The organism is Bradyrhizobium mercantei (assembly GCF_001982635.1).
Classification (GTDB): Bacteria; Pseudomonadota; Alphaproteobacteria; order Rhizobiales; family Xanthobacteraceae; genus Bradyrhizobium; species Bradyrhizobium mercantei.
This window is the reverse complement of record NZ_MKFI01000002.1, coordinates 1,098,819-1,122,137: the sequence shown is the minus strand read 5'-3', so window position 1 is coordinate 1,122,137 and position 23,319 is coordinate 1,098,819. Positions and strand designations below refer to the sequence as shown.

Annotated in this window: 22 protein-coding genes; 12 read left to right on the top strand and 10 right to left on the bottom strand. The window is 65.3% G+C overall.

Annotated elements, in window-relative coordinates; translation table 11 throughout:
* Nucleotides 1-27: 27 nt before the first annotated feature.
* Nucleotides 28-1,215: an efflux RND transporter periplasmic adaptor subunit gene (locus BI327_RS12845; RefSeq protein WP_245334801.1), complete on the bottom strand. Its 1,188-nt coding sequence runs from the start codon at nucleotides 1,213-1,215 to the stop codon at nucleotides 28-30.
* Nucleotides 1,216-1,619: 404 nt separating this feature from the next.
* Here BI327_RS12845 and BI327_RS12840 point away from each other — a divergent pair, with 404 nt between their 5' ends.
* Nucleotides 1,620-2,294, top strand: a complete 675-nt coding sequence (locus tag BI327_RS12840; protein ID WP_076860570.1) for a response regulator — start codon at nucleotides 1,620-1,622, stop codon at nucleotides 2,292-2,294.
* Between the two features lie 2 nt (nucleotides 2,295-2,296).
* On the top strand, nucleotides 2,297-3,628 hold the full coding sequence (locus BI327_RS12835) for a sensor histidine kinase (protein WP_076860569.1): 1,332 nt from the start codon (nucleotides 2,297-2,299) through the stop codon (nucleotides 3,626-3,628).
* Between the two features lie 10 nt (nucleotides 3,629-3,638).
* On the opposite strand, the gene BI327_RS12830 is transcribed toward BI327_RS12835, so the two are convergent.
* The 6 genes from BI327_RS12830 to BI327_RS12805 form a co-directional block, all read right to left on the bottom strand.
* Nucleotides 3,639-4,928: a M20/M25/M40 family metallo-hydrolase gene (locus BI327_RS12830; protein WP_076860568.1), complete on the bottom strand. Its 1,290-nt coding sequence runs from the start codon at nucleotides 4,926-4,928 to the stop codon at nucleotides 3,639-3,641.
* A 122-nt stretch (nucleotides 4,929-5,050) separates the two neighbouring features.
* Nucleotides 5,051-6,652 carry a TRAP transporter large permease gene (locus BI327_RS12825; RefSeq protein ID WP_076860567.1) on the bottom strand — a complete coding sequence of 534 codons (1,602 nt, stop codon included), beginning with the start codon at nucleotides 6,650-6,652 and terminating at the stop codon, nucleotides 5,051-5,053.
* Nucleotides 6,649-7,188: a TRAP transporter small permease subunit gene (locus BI327_RS12820; protein ID WP_076860786.1), complete on the bottom strand. Its 540-nt coding sequence runs from the start codon at nucleotides 7,186-7,188 to the stop codon at nucleotides 6,649-6,651. Before BI327_RS12820 ends, BI327_RS12825 begins: the two co-directional genes overlap by 4 nt.
* A gap of 340 nt (nucleotides 7,189-7,528) precedes the next feature.
* Nucleotides 7,529-8,563: a GTP 3',8-cyclase MoaA gene (moaA, locus tag BI327_RS12815; protein ID WP_076860566.1), complete on the bottom strand. Its 1,035-nt coding sequence runs from the start codon at nucleotides 8,561-8,563 to the stop codon at nucleotides 7,529-7,531.
* A 269-nt stretch (nucleotides 8,564-8,832) separates the two neighbouring features.
* A complete protein-coding gene (locus BI327_RS12810; protein ID WP_076860565.1) occupies nucleotides 8,833-9,306 on the bottom strand; it encodes a hypothetical protein in 474 nt (157 codons plus the stop codon).
* A 160-nt stretch (nucleotides 9,307-9,466) separates the two neighbouring features.
* The gene (locus tag BI327_RS12805) at nucleotides 9,467-10,147 is read right to left on the bottom strand and encodes an HAD hydrolase-like protein (protein ID WP_076860564.1); all 681 of its coding nucleotides are present in this window, start codon (nucleotides 10,145-10,147) and stop codon (nucleotides 9,467-9,469) included.
* A 77-nt stretch (nucleotides 10,148-10,224) separates the two neighbouring features.
* On the opposite strand from BI327_RS12805, the gene BI327_RS12800 reads away from it, so the two are divergent.
* The 6 genes from BI327_RS12800 to BI327_RS12775 all read left to right on the top strand — a co-directional run bounded on the left by BI327_RS12800 (nucleotide 10,225) and on the right by BI327_RS12775 (nucleotide 15,179).
* On the top strand, nucleotides 10,225-11,058 hold the full coding sequence (locus tag BI327_RS12800; protein ID WP_076860563.1) for an SDR family NAD(P)-dependent oxidoreductase: 834 nt from the start codon (nucleotides 10,225-10,227) through the stop codon (nucleotides 11,056-11,058).
* 104 nt (nucleotides 11,059-11,162) lie between these two features.
* On the top strand, nucleotides 11,163-11,861 hold the full coding sequence (gene rpiA / locus BI327_RS12795; protein ID WP_089025449.1) for a ribose-5-phosphate isomerase RpiA: 699 nt from the start codon (nucleotides 11,163-11,165) through the stop codon (nucleotides 11,859-11,861).
* A 23-nt stretch (nucleotides 11,862-11,884) separates the two neighbouring features.
* Nucleotides 11,885-12,421, top strand: a complete 537-nt coding sequence (locus BI327_RS12790) for a DUF2059 domain-containing protein (RefSeq protein WP_076860561.1) — start codon at nucleotides 11,885-11,887, stop codon at nucleotides 12,419-12,421.
* Nucleotides 12,422-12,486: 65 nt separating this feature from the next.
* Nucleotides 12,487-13,872 carry a glutathione-disulfide reductase gene (gor, locus tag BI327_RS12785; protein WP_076860560.1) on the top strand — a complete coding sequence of 462 codons (1,386 nt, stop codon included), beginning with the start codon at nucleotides 12,487-12,489 and terminating at the stop codon, nucleotides 13,870-13,872.
* Between the two features lie 686 nt (nucleotides 13,873-14,558).
* On the top strand, nucleotides 14,559-14,768 hold the full coding sequence (locus BI327_RS12780; RefSeq protein WP_076860559.1) for a DUF2934 domain-containing protein: 210 nt from the start codon (nucleotides 14,559-14,561) through the stop codon (nucleotides 14,766-14,768).
* 57 nt (nucleotides 14,769-14,825) lie between these two features.
* Complete coding sequence (locus BI327_RS12775) at nucleotides 14,826-15,179, top strand: cupin domain-containing protein (RefSeq protein ID WP_076860558.1); 354 nt, start codon at nucleotides 14,826-14,828, stop codon at nucleotides 15,177-15,179.
* 329 nt (nucleotides 15,180-15,508) lie between these two features.
* On the opposite strand, the gene BI327_RS12770 is transcribed toward BI327_RS12775, so the two are convergent.
* On the bottom strand, nucleotides 15,509-16,435 hold the full coding sequence (locus BI327_RS12770; RefSeq protein WP_076860557.1) for an alpha/beta hydrolase family protein: 927 nt from the start codon (nucleotides 16,433-16,435) through the stop codon (nucleotides 15,509-15,511).
* 146 nt (nucleotides 16,436-16,581) lie between these two features.
* Here BI327_RS12770 and BI327_RS12765 point away from each other — a divergent pair, with 146 nt between their 5' ends.
* The 4 genes from BI327_RS12765 (at nucleotide 16,582) to BI327_RS12750 (ending at nucleotide 21,382) form a co-directional block, all read left to right on the top strand.
* The gene (locus BI327_RS12765) at nucleotides 16,582-17,970 is read left to right on the top strand and encodes a class II 3-deoxy-7-phosphoheptulonate synthase (RefSeq protein WP_076860556.1); all 1,389 of its coding nucleotides are present in this window, start codon (nucleotides 16,582-16,584) and stop codon (nucleotides 17,968-17,970) included.
* A 57-nt stretch (nucleotides 17,971-18,027) separates the two neighbouring features.
* The gene (locus BI327_RS12760; RefSeq protein ID WP_076860555.1) at nucleotides 18,028-18,381 is read left to right on the top strand and encodes a diacylglycerol kinase; all 354 of its coding nucleotides are present in this window, start codon (nucleotides 18,028-18,030) and stop codon (nucleotides 18,379-18,381) included.
* Nucleotides 18,382-18,394: 13 nt separating this feature from the next.
* A complete protein-coding gene (locus BI327_RS12755) occupies nucleotides 18,395-19,540 on the top strand; it encodes an NAD(P)/FAD-dependent oxidoreductase (protein ID WP_210191188.1) in 1,146 nt (381 codons plus the stop codon).
* Between the two features lie 90 nt (nucleotides 19,541-19,630).
* A complete protein-coding gene (locus BI327_RS12750; protein ID WP_076860554.1) occupies nucleotides 19,631-21,382 on the top strand; it encodes an NAD+ synthase in 1,752 nt (583 codons plus the stop codon).
* Nucleotides 21,383-21,419: 37 nt separating this feature from the next.
* Here the strand turns inward: BI327_RS12750 and BI327_RS12745 are convergent, their stop codons facing one another.
* Together BI327_RS12745 and BI327_RS12740 are read right to left on the bottom strand one after the other, a co-directional pair.
* Entirely contained in the window at nucleotides 21,420-22,595 is a 1,176-nt protein-coding gene (locus BI327_RS12745) for a DUF2865 domain-containing protein (protein ID WP_076860553.1), read from the bottom strand.
* A 144-nt stretch (nucleotides 22,596-22,739) separates the two neighbouring features.
* Nucleotides 22,740-23,063 carry a hypothetical protein gene (locus BI327_RS12740; RefSeq protein WP_076860552.1) on the bottom strand — a complete coding sequence of 108 codons (324 nt, stop codon included), beginning with the start codon at nucleotides 23,061-23,063 and terminating at the stop codon, nucleotides 22,740-22,742.
* Between the last annotated feature and the right edge of the window lie 256 nt (nucleotides 23,064-23,319).

The following is a 23,319-nucleotide window of genomic DNA, read 5'->3' as shown; positions in this document are numbered from 1 at the left end:
GAGCGGACGGGCGCGTCGTTAGCGGCGCTAGCCGGTCGCCGCATTGGCGAACTTGTTGCTGAGGAAGATCGCGCCGGTGGAGGCGACCTTCTCACCGGCGCCGAGGCCAGAGAGGATCTGCCGCCAGCCGTCCTGCTCCATGCCTGTTGTCACCGTGCGGCGGTCGAACCTGCGGCCGTCGGCCGTAACCCACACCGTCATCGTTCCGTCGCCCTCGCGCACGATGGCATCCAGGGGAACGCTGACCGACAGTTTCGGCGGCTCGGTTTCGATGGTGAAGCTCGCCAGCATGCCGGCGCGCAGCTTGTGCTGGGGATCGTCGATCACCGAACGCACCAGCTGACGGTGCGAGGTGGGGTCGATGTTGAGGCCGAGCGTCGTCACGCGGCCGCGAAACACCTCGTTCGGATAGGCGGGTACCCGCACCTCGACCGATTGGCCGATGCGGTAGGCGGGGGCATCGGTCTCGATCACATTGGCGACCATCCACATCGTCGAGATGTCGGCCAGCGAATAGGGCGCGGGTGCATTGCCGGGCTGCACGTAGAGACCGGGCGCCGCATTGCGCGCGATGATGCGGCCGGAGATCGGGCTCGGCACCACCAGGATGGAATCGACCTTGCGGTCGGCGACGATGCGGTCGATCTCGGCGTCGGTCTTGCCGAAGATGCGCACCGCGTCGCGGCCGGCCTTATAGTTGCCCTCGGCGGTCTGCTGATCAGAGGTCGCCTGGTCGACGTCCTTCTGCGCGCCGCCGCCGGTCTTCAGCAGTTGCTTGACCCGCGCCAGCGTCCTGGTCTGCAGTTCGAGCACGCCGGCCGCCGCGAGCAGCGACGACTCCGCCTGCAGCAGATCGGGGCTGTCGATCGTGAACAGCGTCTCGCCCTTCGCAACCTCGTCGCCGACGTTCAGCGGCGTGTCGACGATCCTGCCGGGATTCGGCGTGAATGCCTGCACCAGCATGTTCTGGTTGAAGTCGATCGAACCGACTGCGTTCTTCAGCGTGCGGAACGAACGCTGCTCGGCGGGCATGATTTTCAGAGAGGCCGCCTGCTTGTCGCTCAGCGCGACGTATTGCTGCTCGACATTGACATCCTGCGGTGCGGCCTCCTGCGCCGCCTTCGCGCTCACGACACCGTCCGCGCGCATCACGAACCAGCCGCCGGCGAGCAGCGCAGCCAGCATCGGCATCGCCGCGAAGCCGATATATTTCACTCGCAATGACATCGCCCGCCTGGCCAATACTGCATGAAGGGCTCGCGCAGGAATCGAGGTCTTGCCGCATGGTCGGCAGTCGTCGATCTCTCGGCGAGAACGAGCGAACTGTTATCAGGGCTAGCTGACGCCAGCCTTACATTTGCCTTGTTCAATCGTGTCTCCGATCGGAGGATTTTGATTGCGGCGGGTGCACGTTTATCTATTTTGCGTGAGACCAGGAGCGGTCACGCGTAGCCGAGATGTAATGCTGTTCGCGGCGATCCAGGTGTTGTGCTTGAATGCGTGTGGTTACACACCGGGTTTGTCCAGCGCGCGATCGGTTGCAGGGTCCTTGTGTGGCTGGCGTATCGCGACCGGGTGTGCAAACAGAAGACAGATCGAATGAAGACAGGATTGCTGCGATGCGCCTTCTGATCGTCGAAGACAATGCCGAGCTCTCGCGGCTTCTCGCCAGCGGACTGATGGCGGCGGGATACGAGTCCGATATCGTCAACAGCGTTGCCGAGGCGCGCGATGCGCTGCGCAGCGTCAGCTATGCCGCCATGATCCTCGATCTCGGTCTGCCCGATGGCGACGGCCTGTCGGTGCTGTCGGAGCTTCGCCGCAAGAACGACCCGCTGCCGGTGCTGGTGCTGACCGCGCGCAACGGCCTGCAGGATCGGGTCAGCGGTCTGCGCAGCGGCGCGGACGACTATCTGGCGAAGCCGTTCGCGCTGGAAGAGCTGGTGGCGCGGCTTGAAGCCATCCTGCGCCGGCCCGGCCAGTTGCTCGGCTCCTCGCTGAAGCTCGCCAATCTCATCTACGACACCGAGAGCAAGCAGGTGTTCGTCGACGGCGCACCGTACGTGTTCTCCGCGCGCGAGACATCGGTGCTGGAGATCCTGCTGCGGCGGCAGGGCCGGGTGGTGCCGAAGAAGAATGTCGAGGACCACATCTTCGGCCTGTCCGGCGAGGTTGCTTCGAATGCGGTCGAGGTCTACGTGTCGCGGCTGCGCAAGCTGCTCAGCGAGCACCGCGCCAAGGTCATCATCCACACCATTCGCGGCGTCGGCTATCTGATGGCCGAGGAGAAGTAGCGGTGCTCCGCTTCAAGTCGCTGACCTCGCGGATCGTGTTCCTGCACATCATGGCGGTCGCGGTCGCGGCGATCTTCCTGCCGCTGCTGCTGCTGTGGCTCTTGAACTCGGAGATCAACCAGCTGCATCGCGAGGCGATGCGCGATCAGGCCGCCGACCTCGGCCAGAACCTCGCGGTCGATTCCTCGGGCAAGGTGCAGCTCAACCTGCCGGACAGCCTGCGGGGGCTCTATTCCGACGCCTACGGCCGCTACCGCTACGACATCTACGATGCGGACGACAATCTGCTGTTTTCGTCGCATCGCGGGGCGCCGCGGCTGCCGGCGTCGGCCGACCGGATTTCCGGTGCCAGCGCCACCAAGCTCGTCGGCGGTCAGACGTTGCGCATCCAGGTCGCCGAGGACCTGTCGCATCGCGACGTCATCATTGATGACATCGTCTCCAACTTCTTCCGGCGGGTCGGCTGGATCACCATCCCGATCCTGCTGATCCTGCTTGCGACCGACATCCTGATCTTCCGCCGCGCCGTGATCCCGCTGTTGCGGGCATCGGAGGAGGCGCGAAGCATCGGGCCGGCCAGGACCGACATCCGCCTTCCGACCGAGGGGATTCCGAGCGAGATCCTGCCGCTGGTGACCGCCGTCAACCAGGCCTTCGATCGTCTGGAGGAGGGATTTCACGTCCAACGCCAGTTCACCGCCGATGCCGCCCATCAGCTTCGCACCCCGCTCGCGATCCTGAGGACCCGGATCGAGACGTTCGATGCATCCAAGGGGACGAAGGAGCTGCATAGCGACATCGAAAGCATGAGCCGCATCGTCAACCAGCTGTTGGAGATCGCCGAGCTCGATACGCTGGTGCTGGATCCCGGCGAGACCGCGGACCTGCGCGCGGTGTGCGCCGAGGTGGTCGGCTCGATCGCGCCCTACGCGCTGGCGCAGCAGAAGGACATCGCGCTGCGCGGGACCGACAGTCCGGTGCGGGTCAAGGGCAATGCCGAGATGCTGCAGCGCGCGATCTTCAATCTGGCGGAGAACGCCATCAAGTACACCGCAGACAAGACCTCGGTCGATGTCGAGGTGCACGAGAACGGCTCGGTGCAGGTGCGCGACTGCGGGCCGGGGATTGCGCCCGCCGAGCAGGGTCCGATCTTCCAGCGCTTCTGGCGCAGCGATCGCCAGCGCACCGACGGGGCCGGGCTCGGCCTCTCGATCGTGCGCGGCGTGGTCGACGATCACGACGGGACGGTGAGGGTGGAGAACCTGCCGTCCGGCGGCGCCCAGTTCACGCTGAGCTTCCGCCTTGCCAAGGCGGCGCCGGCCGCGGCCTCGTGACAGGCTCGCCCTATTTCACCTTGCCGTTGGACAGGTCCATGATCATGCGCGTGGTCAGGACCAGGCGCGGCACGATGCTGTTGAGCTGCACGTATTCGGCATCGTTGGAATGCGCGCCGAAGCCCGACAGGCCCATGCCTTCGACCACGGCGCCCTTGATCTTGAGCGCCGCAAAGGCAGCGTCGGTGCCGCCGCCCGTCGCCCGCTCGGCCACGTTCATCGACAGGCCGAGCTCCTGATAGATCGTCTTGCCGTGAGCTGCGATGCGGCGTGAGGCGTCGTTGGCTTCGAGCGGCGGCCGGCGCACCTCGAACTTCACATCGACCTTGGAGTCGGGCAGCAGGCGGGTCCTGATCTTGTCCTGCAGCGCCTTCTCGAGCTCATCGAAGTCAGCGACCTTGAGCGCACGCGCATCGGCCTGGGCGGTGGCCTCGGCGGGGATCACGTTGCGGTTGGTGCCGGACTTGGAGACCGTCCAGTTCAGCTTCAGCCCCTGCTCGGGCTTGGACAGGTCCTTCATCTGCAGCACCTGGTGCGACAGTTCGTAGAGCGCATTGACGCCGCCTTCAGGCCGGGCACCGGCGTGCGACGACTTGCCGTGCACGGTGAGGTAGGCCGAGCCGATGCCGCTGGTGGCGAGGCGGAGCGTGCCGTTGGCGTCGCTGCCTTCGAACGAGAACACGACATCCTGCTCGGCGGCGACGCGGGTGATGGTTGAGCGCCAGCCGGGCGAGGAGATCTCCTCGTCGCCATTGATCAGCACCGTGAGCGTGCCGTAGTCCCTGAAGTTCAGCTTTTGCAGCAGTGCCACGGCGTGGATGATGGTGGCGACGCCCTGCTTGTCGTCGGCGATGCCGAGCCCATAGGCCTTGTCGCCATCGACGCGGAAAGGTTGGTCCTTCAGCATGCCCTTCAGATACACGGTGTCCATGTGCGCGATCAGCATGATCTTCGCGCTGCCGGTGCCCTTGAAGACCGCTTGCACGGCCGGGCCGATTGTCTCGGGTGTGTCGTCCAGCCGATAGATGTCGGTGGTTTGCAGGATGTCCACCGCACCGCCGAGCTGCTTGAGCTCACCAGCGACGCGCGCGGCGATCTGGTTCAGGCCCTCGATGTCCTTGCTGCCGGATTCGATCTGCACGAGGTCGCGCAATGTGTCGAGCAGCGGCTGCTGTTCCTGCTCTGCCAGTGCGCGGATGTCGGCTGCCGGCGCCGCATGCGCCACGGCAGCGGCAAAGGCCAGACTGAGGGACGCGATCAGCGGACGAACGAACGAGCGGGCGGGGCGTGATTGGGGCATGGGCGGCGATCTGGTGAGTACGAGGATGATCCGTGTCCCCGTCTTCACAGGCCTGTTCGCCGCCGTCAACAGGCTCGGCATGCCTCGCTCCTGCGAGGCACGCCGAACGGCACTGACGCCGGCTACTGCTTCGGCTGGCCGAAGTCGAGCGGCGGCAGTTCGATCTGCGGCACCTCGATCTTGACCTTGTTGAGGTCGACATCGAGCGGCTTGTCGAGCAGGCCGGTGACGACGACCGGGAATGCGATCACCAGTGCCACCATGATCGCCTGCAGCCCGATCCAGGGCATTGCGCCCCAGTAGATGTCCGAGCTCTTCACTTCCTTCGGCGCCACGCCGCGCAGATAGAACAGCGCGAAGCCGAACGGTGGATGCAGGAACGAGGTCTGCATGTTGACGCAGAGCATCACGCCGAACCAGATCAGCGCGGCGTCCGGGCCGACCACCGGCGCCAGCACCTTCTGCGCGATCGGCGCGATCATCGGCAGGATGATGAAGGCGATCTCGAAGAAGTCGAGGAAGAACGCCAGGAAGAAGATGAACAGGTTGATGAAGATCAGGAAGCCCCAGACGCCGCCGGGCAGCGAGGTCAGATGGTGCTCGAGCCAGGTGCCGCCGGACACGCCGAGGAACACCACCGAGAAACAGGTCGACCCGATCAGGATGAAGGTGACCATGCAGGTGATGCGCATGGTGGTCTCGTAGCCCTGCTTGATCAGGTCGCGCAGGTCCGGGATCTTGACGGCCTCGAGGCAGATCCAGACCACCGCGGCATAGGTGATCGCGAAGGCCAGCTTGAAGATCAGGTTCTCGGTGTAGAGCATCGCGATGATGGTGCCGATGCCGCCGGCGATCACGCCTGCGATCAGCACCTTGCGGCCGGTCGCGCTGAAATCCTTGTGATGGATCGCGGCGAGCACGATGGCACCGACCGCGCCCATGGCGCCGGCTTCGGTCGGGGTCGCAAGGCCCATCATCATGGTGCCGAGCACGACGAAGATCAGCACCGCGGAGGGGATGATGCCGAGCAGGCACTTCTTCCACAACGCCCAGCCGGTCAGCGTGCGCGCTTCGATCGGCACCGCCGGCACGTGGCTCGGCTTGAAGATGCCGAGCACGAAGGTGTAGCCGGCGAACAGCAGGATCTGGAACACCGACGGGCCCCAGGCGCCGAGATACATGTCGCCGACCGACTTGCCGAGCTGGTCGGCGAGCACGATCAGGACGAGGGAGGGAGGGACAAGTTGCGTGATGGTGCCGGAGGCGGCCAGCACGCCGGTGATGTAGCGGATGTTGTAGCCGTAGCGGATCATCACGGGCATCGAGATCAGCGCCATCGCGATCACCTGCGCCGCCACCGTGCCGGTGATGGCGCCGAGGATGAAGCCGACGATGATCACGGAATAGCCGAGGCCGCCGCGGATCGGTCCGAACAACTGGCCCATCGAATCCAGCATGTCCTCGGCGAGCCCGCATCGCTCCAATATCGCGCCCATGAAGGTGAAGAACGGGATCGCGAGCAACAGCTCGTTGGACAGCACACTGCCGAAGATGCGGCCCGGGATCGCCTGCAGGAAGTTGAGGTCGAAGAAGCCGAGATAGATCGACAGGAACCCGAACGACAGACCGACCGCGGCGAGCGTGAACGCCACCGGATAGCCGATCAGCATCGCAATGATCAGGCCGCCGAACATCAGTGGCGGCATCATCTCCAGCGTGATCATTGCGTCGGCCTCTCATACTTCGCGTCGATGGTCACATAGCCCTGCAGCGCGGCGATCCGCTTGATCACCTCTGAGACGCCTTGCAGCGCAAGCATCACGAAGCCGGACGGGATAACGAACTTGATCGGCCAGCGCAGCAGGCCGCCGGCATTGCCGCTCATCTCGCCGACCGCATAGGCCTGGTAGAAGAACGGCCACGACAGATAGGCGAGCAGCAGACAGGCCGGGATCAGGAAGAACAGCGTGCCGATCATGTCGAGCCAGAGCTGGCCGCGTTCGGACAGCATCAGATACATGATCTCGACGCGGACATGCTCGTTGCGCTTGAAGGTGTAGGAGGCGCCGAACATCACGAGGATCGCGAACATGTACCATTGCGCCTCGAGCCAGCCGTTCGAGGAGTAGCTGAATGCGTAGCGGATCATGGCATTGCCGGCGCTGACCAGGCAGGCGATCAGCACGAGCAGGTTGCAGACATAGCCGATTTTCTCGTTCAGTCGGTCGATGGCCGTACTGAGTGCCAACAATGGGCGCATCACGATCTCCGCGGCCGCGTCATCTGCGCGCCGAATATCTTTCAAGCATCATCTGGCCGCCGCGCGCATGCGCACGGAGCCACGGCTCACTTTCAGGAGCAGTTGCAAACGTTTGTCCTCCCCCGAAATCCGCTTCAGCCGTTCTTGGCTGCCGGGGATCGTCGGCAGGAGCCGACGGAGGGCAGCGGCCTATCCTGGCCGGACTAGCGTGAAAGCTGATTCACCAAATCAGCGCCGTGGAACGCCGTCAATCGGAAAATGGGCAAATTGACGCCACGGCAAATCGTTGTCCCGCCTTGGTAAAACGGGAGCGGCAAGGGCGTCCGGGAAGCTACGGATTCTAGCCGCCAGTCACGCTCATATGGCGGCTGACGCTCGGCCGGTTGTGACGACGGTCGATGATGAAATCGTGCCCCTTCGGCTTCAGTCCGATGGCTCGGTCGATCGCCGCCGACAGCAGATCATTGTCGTCGGAGGCGCGCAGCGGCCGGCGCAGGTCGGAAGCATCCTCGTGGCCGAGGCAGGTGTGCAGCGTGCCGGTGCAGGTAATCCGCACCCGGTTGCAGGATTCGCAGAAATTGTGGGTCATCGGCGTGATGAAGCCGAGCTTGCCGCCGGTCTCGGCGACCCGGACATAGCGGGCAGGGCCGCCGGTGTCGTCGGGGAGATCGGTCAGCGTGTAGTGCTTCTCGAGCCGCGCGCGCAGCAGCGACAGCGGCACGTACTGATCGATGCGGCCTTCGCCGATGTCGCCCATCGGCATCACCTCGATCAGCGTCAGGCCCATGCCCTTGCCGTGCGCCCATTCCATCAGCGCGGGAATCTCGTCCTCGTTCATGTTCTTCAGCGCGACCGCGTTGATCTTGACCGCGAGCCCGGCGGAGCGCGCTGCCTCGATGCCCGCCAGCACCTTGTCGATGTCGCCCCAGCGGGTGACGGCCCGGAATTTGACGGGGTCGAGCGTGTCGAGCGAGACGTTGACGCGGCGCACGCCGCAATCGGCCAGCTCCTGGGCGAAGCGTGCGAGCTGCGAACCGTTGGTGGTCAGCGTCAATTCGTCGAGCGCGCCGGTCGACAGATGCCGCGACAGCGAGCGCACCAGGCCCATCACGTTGCGGCGGACCAGCGGCTCGCCGCCGGTGAGGCGGATCTTGCGCACGCCCTTGGCGACGAACGCCGAGCAGAGCCGGTCGAGCTCTTCCAGCGTCAGGAGATCGGCCTTCGGCAGGAAGGTCATGTCTTCCGACATGCAATAGAAGCAGCGCAGATCGCAGCGGTCGGTGACGGAGACGCGCAGGTATCGGATCGTCCGGCCGAACGGATCGGTCATCGGACGAAACAGCGCGTCGGAATGTGCTTGCGTGGATCCGTTCATTCAGTTCGGGCCTTCATTCAGTTCGGGCCTTGCAACCTGTTCCCTGCCTGCCGCGCCGTGACCGGCTCCGGCATCCGCAATCTATGCATGTTGGCACGTTGTCACAATGCGTTCCAAGGGAGGATACGCAACATGCAAAGCCAATCGCAAAGCGATAGGCGAGGCATATCGCGCGATGCATGATCGCTATCGCCAATGTGTCTCCACCAAAACCAAAAACCCGGCTTGTGGCCGGGCTCTTGTGCAGTGCAAATCTCGATAGTAGCGCGCTAGCGCGACGGAGCTGCGGCCGGCGGCGGCGCAGCAGCCGGAGCGGGGAACGCCGCGTCCGGAGCAGGGGCCGCAGCGGCAGCCGGCTTCGGCTTCCGTTTCGGCCGCGGCTTGTGCGCGCGCGGCGGCGGGCCGGCGGGTTGCAGCTCGGCGAACACCGGGCTCGGATCGAGCGTGGTCGTCGCCGGGCTCGTGAAGTCACCCGGCGTGCGGGTCACCGTCACCGGCACCGTTGCCGGCTGGAACTTCGGCATGTTGAAGGTGACGGAGAAGTTAGCCTCCGGCGCCGGCACCGACACGGTGCAGGGCGTCTTGCAGCCCGGTCCAAGCGAAGTCACGGCGTCAGCGCCTTGCGGTGCCGAATCCAGCTGAACCTGCATAGGCGGCGGAGCCGACTTGAACGAATCCAATGAGAAGGAGGAGCAGCCAGCCAGGCTCAGCCCGGCGGCCGCAATCACGATGATACGACGCATGATCCACACTCTACTGCGGCAATCAGCCACAATCCCCGGAGCGACCATAAGAGCGTCGGAACAGGGGCGCAACCGCGGGAGGTCTGCTCGTTAAAGGATGGTTAATGGAAAAATCGCATGGCAAAACATTGCCAAGTGATATCAACGTGTTGCGGAAAACTTATGCCGCAATGAGGCTGGCGACCGCGTCCGGCAGATCGCGCATGTGGCTGATCAGCCGGTCCGGCTTCAGCTCGGTCATCGGTACGTCGGTATAGCCAAAATCGACGCCGATCACGGGGACGCTGGCGCGGCGGGCGACCCCGACATCGGGGCCGGCATCGCCGACCATGATGGCGCCGGGCAGCCGGCCGCCGGCGCGGGCGACCGTCTCGCGCAGGAACGCCGGGTCGGGCTTGGCGACGCCGAACGTGTCCTGGCCGCAGATCGCGGCAAAGCGCGGCGTCAGGCCGAGCCGGTCGAGCAGCAGCTTGGACAGCCATTCCAGCTTGTTGGTGCAGACCGCGAAGCGATGGCCCTTGGCGGCGAGCCGGTCGAGCGCGGCCTCAAGCCCGTCGAACGGGCGCGAGCCGTCGGCGATATGCTCGGCGTAATAGTCGACGAAATCCACGGTCAGGCGGTCGAGGTCAGCGACGCTGACCGAGCGGCCATCCACCTCGAGCCCGCGCTCGAGCAGCTTGCGCGCGCCGGCGCCGATCATGTTGCGCGCCGCCGACAGCGGCACCGGTTGCAGACCCTCGCGGTCGAGCACGTAATTGAGCGCGCTGATCAGATCAGGCGCGGTGTCGACCAGCGTGCCGTCGAGATCGAATACGACGATGGGGGGAGAGGAGGCGGACATGATGCTTTTGGCTATCGGGCCGGGCGCCGCGATGCAAGAGTAGATGTGAGCACGTCATGAAAAAGGGGGAGGCTGGGATGCGGGAACTTGCCGGAAAAGCCGCTTTTGTCACCGGTGCGGCGAGCGGAATCGGACTGGCCATGGCAACCGCCTTCGCGCGTGAGGGCATGAAGGTGATGCTCGCCGACATCGAAGCCGGCGCGCTCGACAAGGCCGTGGCGACGCTGCGCGCCACCGGCGCCAACGTCCAGGGTGTGGTCTGCGATGTCGCCGACCCCGCCAGCGTCGATGGCGCGGCGCATGCCTCGTTCCTCGCTTTCGGAAAAATCCATGTCGTCTGCAACAATGCCGGCGTCGCCGCCGGCGGCGGCATCGACCAGATCTCGGTCGACGACTGGCGCTGGGTGGTCGACGTCAATCTGATGGGGGTCGTGCACGGCATCAGGAGCTTCCTGCCGCACATCCGCCAGCACAAGGAGGGCGGCCATTTCGTCAACACGGCCTCGATGGCCGGAATGAATGCCGGGCTCGGTCTCAGCCCCTACGCGGCAACCAAGTTCGCCGTCGTCGCCATTTCGGAGGGATTAAGTCAACAGCTCAAGCCGCTCGGGATCGGCGTCAGCGTGCTCTGTCCGAGCTTTGTGCGGACCCGGATCGGCGAGAGCGGGCGCAACCGCCCCGAGCATTACGGTCCGCCCCGCCAGCACGCGCCCGACAGCCCGGCAGCCGCGCTGATCGCCGAGATCGCGCGCCGCCTGGAAGCTGGTCTCGATCCGGCTTCGGTGGCGGCCCGCGTGCTGGCCGCAATCCGTCAAGACCAGCTCTATATTTTCACCCATTCCGGGATGCGAGCCGAGGTCGAGGACCGTTTTTCGGCGATTTTGGCCGAAATGGACGCAGTTTCCGACTAAGGACGGTCTCCTGTTGGTGCTATTCCTGCCGGTGAATCGAGGCTAGATATGCGCCCGCCGGGGCCGCCCAATGGCGCGCCCGCAACGCAAGGGGCAATCGGCACGTGGACATGGACGCACTGAAACGCCAGGCGGCGGCGCGCGCGCTCGAAGAGGTGCGCGACGGCATGAAGCTCGGGCTCGGCACCGGGTCGACCGCCAAGCATTTCGTCGAGCTGCTCGGCGAAAAGGTCCGCGCGGGCATGAAGGTGATCGGCGTGCCGACCTCGGAGGCGACCCGGGCGGACGCGATCCGCTGCGGCGTTCCGCTGACCACGCTGGACGAGATCGACCATCTCGATCTCACCATCGACGGCGCCGACGAGATCGACCCGGCGCTCAATCTGATCAAGGGCGGCGGCGGTGCGCTGCTGCGCGAGAAGATCGTGGCGGCCGCCAGTGATCGCATGATCGTGATCGCCGACGACAGCAAATGGGTCGAGGTGCTCGGCCGGTTTCCGCTGCCGGTCGAGGTGATCCCGTTCGGGCTCGGCGCGACGCAGGCCGCGATGGCGCGGGCGTTCGCGGAGGCCGGCGTGTCCGGCGAAATGATCATCCGTAAGGGCAAGGACGGTCACGTTTTTGTCACCGATGGCGGCCACTGGATCGTCGATGCCCATCTCGGCCGGATCGGCGACCCGCCGCGTCTCGCCGGTTTGCTCAGCGCCATACCGGGCGTGGTTGAACACGGCCTGTTCATCGGGCTTGGCAGCGTCGCCGTTCTGGCCGGCGCACAGGGAATTCGGGTTGTTGAACGGCGATGACGCCGCAAGCAAGGAGACTTGGAATGAAGCGTTTTTCGGGATTTTTGTCGGCGGCGGCCCTCGCGGCAGGCCTTGCGCTCGCGACCGCACCGGCGATGGCGCAGCAGCCGCAGTTGCCCCCCATGCCCAAGGTCAAGCAGTCGACCCCCGCCGCGATTGGGTACGCCAAGGAAATCCTGGCGATGAAGAACGTGGCTGTCATGTACAACGGCGCCGTTCCCGGGATCATCGAGAAGACCAAGACCGGTCTGTTGCAGCAGTACCTGAACTACCAGAAGGACCTCGACGAGGTGGCGGTTGTCGTCGCCAAGCAGTTCGGCGGCAGCGAGAAGGAGATCGGCGAGGGCATGGCGCAGATCTACGCCTCCGAGTTCACCGAGCAGGAGCTGAAGGATCTCGTGACGTTCTACAAGACGCCGCTCGGCCAGAAGCTGTTGACCGCGGAGCCCACTGCAATCAACGGTTCGCTGCAATATATGCAGCAGTGGGCGCAGCAGTTCGGCGTGATCATCAACGGCCAGTTCAAGGCCGAGATGAAGAAGCGCGGCAAGGATATCTGAAAACGATACCTATATGCTTGTGACCTCGCCCCGCTTGCGGGGCGAGGCGGAAGAAAGAGGTTGCCATGGCCGAGTTTGACGTCGACCTGTTTGTCATCGGTGGTGGTTCGGGCGGCGTTCGTGCCGCGCGCATCGCCGCCAATTATGGCGCGAAGGTCATGGTCGCCGAAGAGTACCGGATGGGCGGCACCTGCGTGATCCGCGGCTGCGTGCCGAAGAAGCTGTTCGTGATCGGCAGCCACGTCCACCAAGAGATCGAGGATGCGGCCGGCTTCGGCTGGAGCATCGGCCAGGTCTCGTTCGACTGGGCCACGCTGGTTGCCAACAAGGACAAGGAGATCGCCCGGCTCGAGGGCGCCTACACCACCAATGTCGAGAAGTCCGGCGCGCGGATCGTCAAGACCCGCGCAGTGCTGGAGGATGCCCACACGCTCCGCCTAGCCACCGGCGAGAAGGTGACGGCAAAGTACATCCTGATTGCGACCGGCGGCGCGCCCAATCATGGGCCGCATGTCCCCGGCATCGAGCACGTGATCTCCTCCAACGAGGCGTTTCACCTCAAGGAGCTGCCGAAGCGGATCGTGATCCAGGGCGGCGGCTACATCGCGCTGGAATTCGCCGGCATCTTCGCCGGCTACGGCTCCGACGTGTCGGTGGTCTACCGCGGCGACAACATCCTGCGCGGCTTCGACGAGGACGTGCGCAAGCATGTCCGCGCCGAGATGGAGAAGCGCGGCATCACCATCATCACCGGCTGCACGGTGACGAAGGTCGACAAGCACGGCCATGATTTCACTGCGCATCTGTCGGGCGGTTCGAGCATCGCCGCCGACCAGGTGATGTTCGCGATCGGCCGCCATCCGAACGTCGCCAATCTCGGACTCGAGACCGCCGGCGTCGCCATCAATCCCGCCAATGGCGGCATCCAGGTCGACGGCTGGTCGAAAACCTCGGTCGACAACATCTACGCGGTCGGCGACGTCACCCACCGCACCAACCTGACCCCGGTCGCGATCCGCGAGGGCCATGCCTTCGCCGACACCGTGTTCGGCAAGCGCCCGGTCCAGGTCGATCACGCGACGATCCCGACCGCGGTGTTCTCGCAGCCCGAGGTCGGCACCGTCGGCCTCACCGAGGAAGAGGCGCGGGCGCAGTTTTCCCACGTCGACATCTACAAGACCGATTTCCGCCCGATCAAGGCGACGATGTCCGGCCGCGACACCCGCGTGCTGATGAAGCTCGTGGTCGACGGTGCGAGCGATCGCGTGCTCGGCTGCCATATCGTCGGCGACTGCGCCGCCGAAATCACCCAAGCCGTTGCGATCGCGGTCAAGATGAAGGCGACCAAGGCCGATTTCGACGCCACCATCGCGCTGCATCCGACCGCGTCTGAAGAGCTGGTGACGATGCGCACGCCGACCGCGCGCCACGTGCGGCAGGCGGCGGAGTAGGGCCACTCCGGGGGAGTTGCCCCGACGCCTTGGTGCTGTCCTGGTGATTGGGAACACGGGCCGAGCCCTGCCTGATAGCCCAACGCCGCTCGCTTAAAATACACGCGGGCGGCGCTGTCTCTAGCCCCAGGAGGGTCGTTGCAAAATCCTGATGCAAATAAGTCTGCATGGGGCACGAAAGGTTTCATACCTCTGAAGGGGTAGTTTTTCTCCGTAAGATTACGGCGTGCATTTCGAGAGCAATCGCCGCTTCAGCCGTTCCTTGGGTGCCGGGCAAAATAGGACACCCTCACTGACTTGCATATCTTAGTGCGCAGCCGCGTTGCCGGTCGTAGGCTGAGGCATGTTCAATTCGCACCGACTGGACTGCGTGGACTACGGCTTCCTCGGCGTTGCCGGGGCGTCGTTCGTCGCACTCGTCGTCAGCGTCGCCTGGCTGCTGGCCGGGTGACACGTCTACCTCATTGGTGAATGACTTGGCCGCAGCTAGTGCCCCCTTCGCTAGGGCCTTTTCTTTGGGGCTGTTCACTCAATTCATCCGGTTTCTGACGAATGGCCTGTGCAACAGCGCTTGTGCACAGATGGCGCGATGGACGAAGCGGCCATCTCGCGCGCCTTGGAACCTTGCGCTATGCTGGATGTTCCACTCTCAAACAGTTTGATGTCTCAAATTGAGGGAGCCGCCGATGAGAGGCCCAACCGAGCAGGAGATCCGGACCCGCGCCTACGAATTGTGGAAGGACGCCGGCGAACCGCCAGGCCAGATGGACCAGCTTTGGTACAAGGCCGAACGGGAACTGCTGGAGCGCAACGGCGCCAATGGCGAAGCGCATTGCGATATCAACGGGCACGACGGGCCGACACCGTATCCGGCGAAGTTGAGGGGTGTGCATTGAGTGTGTCGCGCCGCTGAGCTAACGAGCCCGGCAAGCTGGCCCGGACCCGGAGGCACCATGAGCGACGCGATCGATCTCTCGCAGAAACTGTCGACATTCTCCGATCACTGGTCGCCGCGCACGGTCGCGCAATTCAACGCCTGCGACGTCATGGTGGTGAAGGTGCAGGGCGAGTTCGTCTGGCACAAGCACGACGACACCGACGATTTCTTCCTGGTGCTGAAAGGCGTGCTCGACATCGAGCTACGCGACCGCACCGTCACGCTGCATCCCGGCCAGTTGTACATCGTGCCGAAGGGCGTCGAGCACCGACCGGTCGCGCGGGAGGAGGTGCATCTCTTGCTGATCGAGCCGACCGGGACGCCGAACACGGGTGATGCGGCGACGGCGGCTGCGCGGAAGGTGGTGTGAGGGCTTCAGTTTACCGCGACAAAAAAGCTCCCGCACTTGAGCGGGACGGACAGCGCTGGAGCCGTCAGGTAAGCGCGCTTCTTCGATCCGACGAACCACGACGAGAGCGCGAAGCGGAGAGCAAAGCTCGGACGATTCATGTCGCGAGAACGCGGATGTATGACCCACTGGCCATGCAACATACTCGATGTCGTCCCCGCGAACGCAGGGACCCATAACCACCAATGCTGATTGGTGTACGATGCTGGAACGACGAGTCCCAATCACTACACCTGCGGCGGAGTATGGGTCCCTGCTTTCGCAGGGACGACGTTGGGATAGATCGTGCCTTACCCTTCTGCCTCCAGCCATTCCGCGGCACCCCGCCACAGCGTGTCGCGGTGGTCGCTGCGGAAGAAGCCGAAATGGCCGATCTTGGTTGCGCCGGCGTCGGCTGGACGGATCGAGACGATCTCCGGCGTCGTTGCGGTGAAGGCGGAGCACAAGAGCTCGACCGCAGGCCGCGTCGCCCACGTGTCGTCGGTCACGCTGAAGGCGCGGAGCCTGCCCTTGAACTTCACAAAGTTCTCGCGCGCCCCAAGCGCCGGGTCGTCGAGCAGATAGCGCTCGCGCATCACCCAGCCGCGCCATTGCTCGAATACGCCGCGCGGCAGGTCCATGCCGAGGCCGGCCCAGGCGGGCAGATAGCCGAGCGTGCGCGTCAGCGGCAGGCCGATGCCGTTCATGAAGGCGACGACGCGGTAGCGCTCGGGCGAGTCCATCAGCTTCCAATAGGCGGCCTGCGCGGCGATCAAGAGCGCGCGGGGGATCTCGGTGTTGTTGGCGAGCAATCCGAGCGCCTGGCCGCCGAAGGAATGGCCCACATAGGCGAAGGGCAGGTCGCGGTAGCGCTCGCGCATCCAGGCCACGGCGGCGGTGGCGTCGAGCGCGGCCCAGTCCGCCATCGTGGCCTTGAAGCCGGCGAGCGATTTCGGCTTGTTCAGGCCGGTCGCCGCCATCGGTCTGGAGTCGCCGGTGCCGCGGTAGTCGTAGGTCAGGACCGCCGCGCCGCGGCGGGCGAGGTAGCCGGCAAAGCCGCGATAGACCTTGCGGGGCACCGCGGTCGCCGAATTGATCAGGACGGCGTGGCGCTTGCTGCCGCGCGGCAGGAACAGCGTCGCGGCGAGCGGATAGCCGTCCGCGGCGGGCACGACGATGTCGTCGCTAAAAACGTCGTCCAGCGTGGCCTGGGCCACGGCAATTTGGCTGGCATTCATGGTATGGTCCAGCAAATGCGAATTCGCATTTTCCTGCAAGAGTTTGACGGGATTGCAGGATTCCTTCTAGCGGGGGAGCGGGCGGCTGTGTATAAGCCCTCCTTTCCCGTCGATTAAGTCGCGGTTTTTGCTCAGGAGTTGACCTCATGTCCGAGCGGTGGACACCCGATAGCTGGCGCGCCAAGAAGGTGCTGCAGGTGCCCGATTATCCCGATGCCAAGGCATTGGCCGATGTCGAGGCCCAGCTCGCGACCTTTCCGCCGCTGGTGTTCGCGGGCGAGGCGCGCAGCCTGAAGAAGGCGCTGGGGCGGGTCGCCGACGGCGAGGCCTTCCTGCTGCAAGGCGGCGACTGCGCCGAGAGCTTTGCTGAGCACGGCGCCAACAACATCCGCGATTTCTTCCGCGTGCTTTTGCAGATGGCCGTGGTCATGACCTATGCCGGCGCGCTCCCGGTGGTGAAGGTCGGCCGCATCGCAGGTCAATTCGCCAAGCCGCGCTCGTCGCCGACCGAGAAGCAGGGCGACGTCGAGCTGCCGAGCTATCGCGGCGACATCGTCAACGACATCGCCTTCACCGCGGAAGCGCGCATTCCGGATCCGCAGCGCCAGCTGATGGCCTACCGGCAGTCGGCGGCGACGCTGAACCTGCTGCGCGCGTTCGCCACCGGCGGGTTCGCCAATCTCGGCAGCGTGCATCAATGGATGCTCGGCTTCCTGAAGGATTCGCCGCAGTCCCGCCGCTACAAGGAGCTGGCCGACCGCATCTCGGACGCGTTGAACTTCATGCGCGCCTGCGGCCTCGATCTCGAGAGCCATCCGGAGCTGCGCGCCACCGATTTCTACACCAGCCACGAGGCGCTGCTGCTCGGCTACGAGCAGGCGATGACGCGGGTCGATTCCACCACCGGCGACTGGTACGCGACCTCGGGTCACATGATCTGGATCGGCGACCGCACCCGGCAGCTCGATCACGGCCATGTCGAATATTTCCGCGGCATCAAGAACCCGATCGGCCTGAAATGCGGCCCGTCGCTGAAGCCGGACGAGCTGCTGAAGCTGATCGACATCCTCAATCCCGACAACGAGCCGGGACGCCTGACGCTGATCAACCGGTTCGGCGCCGACAAGGTCGGCGACCATCTGCCCGGTCTGATCCGCGCCGTGCAGAAGGAAGGGCGCAGGGTGGTGTGGTCGTGCGATCCGATGCACGGCAACACCATCACCTCGACCTCGGGCTACAAGACGCGGCCGTTCGACCGCGTGCTGTCGGAGGTGAAGTCGTTCTTCCAGATCCATGCCGCCGAGGGCACCCATGCCGGCGGCGTGCATCTGGAGATGACCGGGCAGGACGTCACCGAATGCATCGGCGGCGCCCGCGCCATCACCGACGAGGATCTCAATGACCGCTACCACACGGTCTGCGATCCCCGTCTCAACGCCGAACAGTCGATCGACATGGCCTTCCTGATCGCCGAGCTGCTGAAGCAGGAGCGCGCCGGCAAGGTCAAGCCGATGCCGGCCGCTGCCGGGTTGTGATTTGGGGCAGGTGGCTTGGTGATGGTGACTTGGTGATGGTGACTTGGGGGAAGTGACTTGCTGAGGTTTTGGCGAGCCACCATCAACTCGCGCAACGGACTGGCCTTCGCCATCCGCTCGGAGCAGGCGATCCGCGAGGAGGTGGTGGCGCTCGTGCTGTCGCTGCCGCTCGCCTGGCTGGTCGGCGCCACCGTGATGCGCCGGGTCGAGCTGGTCGCGACCGTGGTGCTGGTGCTCGTCATCGAGCTGCTCAACACCGCGATCGAAAAGCTCGCTGATCGCCTGACCATGGATCACGATCCTCAGATCGGCCGGGTCAAGGACATGGGCTCGGCCGCCGTCGGCGTCGCGCTCGTGATGGCCGGGCTGTTCTGGCTGTTCGCCCTCGCCGAGCGCTTGGGCGCGTTCTGAGCAGGAGCCAGCGGTGAGCGCCAGTCAGCCGATCAAGCTTGCGGTGATCGGACGTGGCCTGATCGGGTCGGCGGCCGCGCGACACCTCAGCAAGATGGGGCATGAGGTCGCGCTGATCGGGCCCGACGAGCCGGCGGATTTTGCACGCCATGATGGCGTGTTCGGCAGCCACTACGACGAGGGCCGCATCACGCGGGTTTACGATCCGCAAGCCTTGTGGCGGCAGATGAACCGCGCCGCGATTTCGCGCTACGGCGAGATTGCAGCCGAAAGCGGCGTCGAGTTCTACCGCGAAGCCGGTGCGCTTCACGTCGGCGACAGCGAGACGACCGATGTTGCGTCGGTCGGCAAGGTCTGCGCCGACGAGGGGATCCCCTGCGAAGCCTATCAGGACGCGGCGCTCGCGGAGCGCTTTCCGTTCCTGAAATCAACCGCGGGAATGCTGGGTTTTTTCGAGCCGGGCGATGCCGGATATATCAGCCCGCGCCGCCTGGTCCGGGCGCAGACGATTGCCGCGGAGCGCGCAGGCGCCCGGATCATCGCCGAGCCCGCGCTGGGGATTTTGGAAACCGGCACCGGCGTGACGATCCGCACCCGATCGGGCAGCGTCCAGGCCGAGCGTGTGCTGGTCGCGGCCGGCGGGCACACCCAATCGCTGCTCGGCCGATCGTTGGGCTTCACGGTCTATCGGCGCACCGTGGCGCTGTTCCGGCTCGGCGCGGCGGAGGTTCAGCGCCTGGCCGGCATGCCGTCGATGCGGTGTCTCGGGCCGAAGGGCGACAATCCCTATATCCTGCCGCCGATCCTCTATCCGGATGGCCATAGCTGGCTGAAGCTCGGCGGTGATCCGGTCGATTGTCGGCTCGACAGCGAAGCCGATATCAAGGACTGGTTCCGATCGGGCGGATCGATTGAGGTCGCCGACCGGCTGCAAACCCAGATCCTCGACCGTATCAGCGACCTCAAATTCGAAGAACGCCGTGTCGTGCCTTGCATGACCACCTACGGCGACACCGGCCTGCCCAGCATCGGGCCGCTGTCCGAGCGGGTTACGGTCGCATTCGGCTGCTATGGCAAGAGCGCGAAATGTTCGGACGAATTGGGCCGGCTGGGCGGCATGGCGCTGCTCGGCGAGGTCAGGGCGGAGCTTGCGCCCTGAGCGGCGCCGCCGATCGCGGTGCGATTTCTGCAATCGCACCATGATCGGGAGACCATTGAAGTTTGCCGTTGTGCGGGACAACATAAAGATATGAGCGAACAACAGATCAAGATCACCCTGGCGCAACTCAATCCGACGGTCGGTGACGTCACCGGCAACGCCGCCAAGGCGCGTGCCGCGCGCGAGAAAGCAAAGGCCGACGGCGCCGACCTCATGGTGCTCTCGGAGCTGTTCATCGCCGGCTATCCGCCGGAGGATCTGGTGCTCAAGCCGGCGTTCCAGTCGGCCTGCCGCGCCGCGATCGAGGAATTGGCGCGCGAAACCGCCGACGGCGGCCCGGCCATGCTGATCGGCACGCCCTGGGTCGAGGACGACAAGCTCTACAATGCCTGCGCGCTGCTCGACGGCGGACGCATCGCCGCGCTGCGCTTCAAGGCCAATCTGCCGAATTACGGCGTGTTCGACGAGAAGCGACTGTTCGCGCGCGGCCCGGCGCCGGGCCCGGTCACGGTGCGCGGCGTGCGCATCGGCGTGCCGATCTGCGAGGACATCTGGCTCGAGGAGTCAGAGGACTACGAGAACGTCGTCGAATGTCTCGCCGAGACCGGCGCCGAGATCCTGGTGGTGCCGAACGGCTCGCCCTATGCCCGCGACAAGGCCGATCTCCGCCTGTCGATCGTGGTGGCGCGCGTCACCGAGAGCGGGCTGCCGCTGGTTTATTTGAATGAGGTTGGCGGCCAGGACGAGCTGATCTTCGACGGCGCCTCGTTCGCGCTGAATGCCGATCTCTCGGTCGCAGCGCAGCTGCCGGCGTTCGAGGAGAACATCACGACGCTGACCTGGCGCAAGACCGCGGACGGCTGGCGCTGCAACGGGCCGATCGCGACGCAGCTCGAAGGCGACAAGGCCGACTATGCGGCCTGCGTGCTCGGCTTGCGCGACTACGTCCGCAAGAACGGTTTTCCGGGCGTGCTGCTTGGCGTCTCCGGCGGCATCGACTCCGCGCTGTGCGCGGCGATCGCGGTCGATGCGCTCGGCGCCGACAAGGTGCGCGGCGTCATGCTGCCGTTCCGCTACACCGCGCAGGTCTCGCTCGACGATGCCGCCAAGCTCGCGGCCGCGCTCGGCATCCGCTACGAGATCCTGCCGATTGCCGACGCCGTGAACGGGTTCGAGAAGATCCTCGCGCCTGTCTTCGCAGGCATGGAGCGCGACATCACCGAGGAGAATTTGCAGGCCCGCGCCCGCGGCACGCTCTTGATGGCGATCTCCAACAAGACCGGCGCCATGGTGGTGACCACGGGCAACAAGTCGGAAATGTCGGTCGGTTACGCCACGCTGTACGGCGACATGAATGGCGGCTTCAACCCGATCAAGGACATCTACAAGACCGAGGTGTTCCGTCTCTCGAGCCTGCGCAATGGCTGGAAGCCGGATGGCGCGCTCGGACCGTCGGGCGAGGTGATCCCGGTCAACATCATCATCCGGCCGCCGACCGCGGAGTTGCGCGAGAACCAGACCGATCAGGATTCGCTGCCGCCCTACGACGTGCTCGACGCGATCCTGGAACGGCTGGTGGAGCGCGAGGAGCCGCTTGCGACCATCATCGAGGCCGGTTTCGATCGCGACGTTGTGACCCGCATCGATCGTCTGCTCAACATCGCCGAATACAAGCGGCGGCAGGCCGCGCCCGGTGTAAAGGTGACGCGCAAGAACTTTGGCCGCGACCGCCGCTATCCCATCACCAACCGCTTCCGGGATTTCGGCAAGACGCTGCCGGAACCCGACGAGAGGCTGGTGACGCGCGGCTCGCGCGCGTCGGCCGAAGCGTTCGAAGGGTAGAGCATGATCCGGAAAAGTGGGAACCGGTTTACAGGCCTTACTGCTTCTTCGGAATGAAGGTCGGGCCGACCGTGCGGATCTGGCCGTCGCTCGCGGGCGCGGCCGGTGCCGCCGTGGCGTCAGCGGCGGCAGGCTGCTGAGCCGCTGCGGCCGGCGCGCCCTTCTTGCCCGCGGCAGCCTTGCCCTGGGCGCGCTGCTGCATCTTCCGCGCGCTCTCCTCGGTGACGATGATGTCGCCCTGTTGCGCGGCGGCCGTCTGGTCGTCGACCGCCTTCAGCGCCTCGGCCCAGCTCTGGCCGGCCGCCCTGCAGGAGCACGACGGATTGAACTCGGTGCGGTACTTGAAGGCGTTCGGCAGCGACGAGTAGGACTGGCCGTTGATCGAGACCGCCTGGTTGATGTCCTCGCCGGGATTTCGGTAGGCGAACAGGCTGGCCTCCGCGGCCGGGCATTGCGCCTTGCAGATCTGCTCGTCGGCGGCAAAGCGCGCCTGGCTGGTCGCAAACGAGATCGGGAAATAGGCGCCGTCGCAGGTGCGGACGCAGACGGTGCGGAAGGTGCCGGACTGTGCGCCATATTGCGGGTCGGGCGGGGGCAGCTGACTGTTCGGATTGCCGCCGCCACCGCCACCACCGAACAGGTTCTCGAGGAAGTTGCCCGGGCCACGCGATGCGGCCGCGGCGTATTGCGGGCCGCAATTGTTCTGCGCCAGCGCGGTCAGCACCGAGCGGCGTTGATTCTCGCGGTCGGCGCCGCCGAGCCCGCCGGAGCGCAGCCGCTCGAGGTTGGCGGTCATCTGGTCGAGATTGGCGCGCATCTGCTGGATCTGGTTGTTGACCGGCCCGCACTGCGCCGAATTGTTGTTGAACAGCGAGAAGAACCCGGAGCTGTCGCAGCCCATGCGCCGCGCCTGCGCGGTCACCCGATCGAGTTCGCCTTGCTGCCTTGTGGCCGCGTCCTGATAGCGGCGGATCTGCTCGTCCCTGGCCGGATCGCCGCTGCCGCCGCCGCGATCGATCGCCGCCAGCTGGCCTTCGAGCCGGCCGCACATCGGATTGGCCTGCGGATTGGGCTGCGGCGCGGCTTGCGGAGCCGGGCCGGGCGGGCCCGGGGGCACCTGGGCCAGGGCCTGCGTGCCGGGCAGGGCGGTGCCGGCCAGCACGGCGCACGTCAGAAACCAGCGGGGGAAGCGAGAACGGGAGCTATTGGGCATATCCGGCCATTAAAACGACGCCGCGCGGCGATCAACGCCAAGACGCGCGGCCAAGGCCGCTTGCATTAGCCTTTTCTCGGGGCAGCGTCACGTCGTTTCCGGGGCGCCGGTGTGGCAATAACCCCGCTGGTCCAGCAGCTTGCCCTAGCGCTGGCAGGTGATGGCGACGTATTCGCCGCAGCTGTTGCCGCTGCATTTCTCGTTCGCGGCGTGCGGAACCGCGCCGGTGATCTCGTCGGGATCGACCCGGCGGTAATTGGTGGCCTGCGCAAAATCGCGTGACCGGCAGTAGGCGCGGGCTGCCGATGCGCCGCAGCGGTCGCCGCGGGCCAGGCACTGGTCGATGCCGTAGCCGTCGGCCTGGTTGGCGATGATGAAGACGCGGCTGTCGGCCAGCGCGGCCGAGGGGACAAGGGCGGACGGGACAAGGACGAGCGTGCAGGCAATCAATGCTGAAATGGGCCGCATGGTGCACCGATGAAATGGCGGGGAATCCGCTAGGGTCCCGATACGCCCAATTCCTTAATAATGATTAACCATGAGGGCGTTGGCGTGATTTCGGCGCGGAGCGCGCCGCAAAACGCCCGAAAACAGCCCCTTGACGCGCTAATGGGGCCGTGAGAGATGGTGGAACCATGAACGGCCACCTCGCCATCTGCAGCATTTGCCGCGAGATTATGAGCTAGCGATTCGCTGGCTGAGGCCGTCTTTTCTCAATCACCTG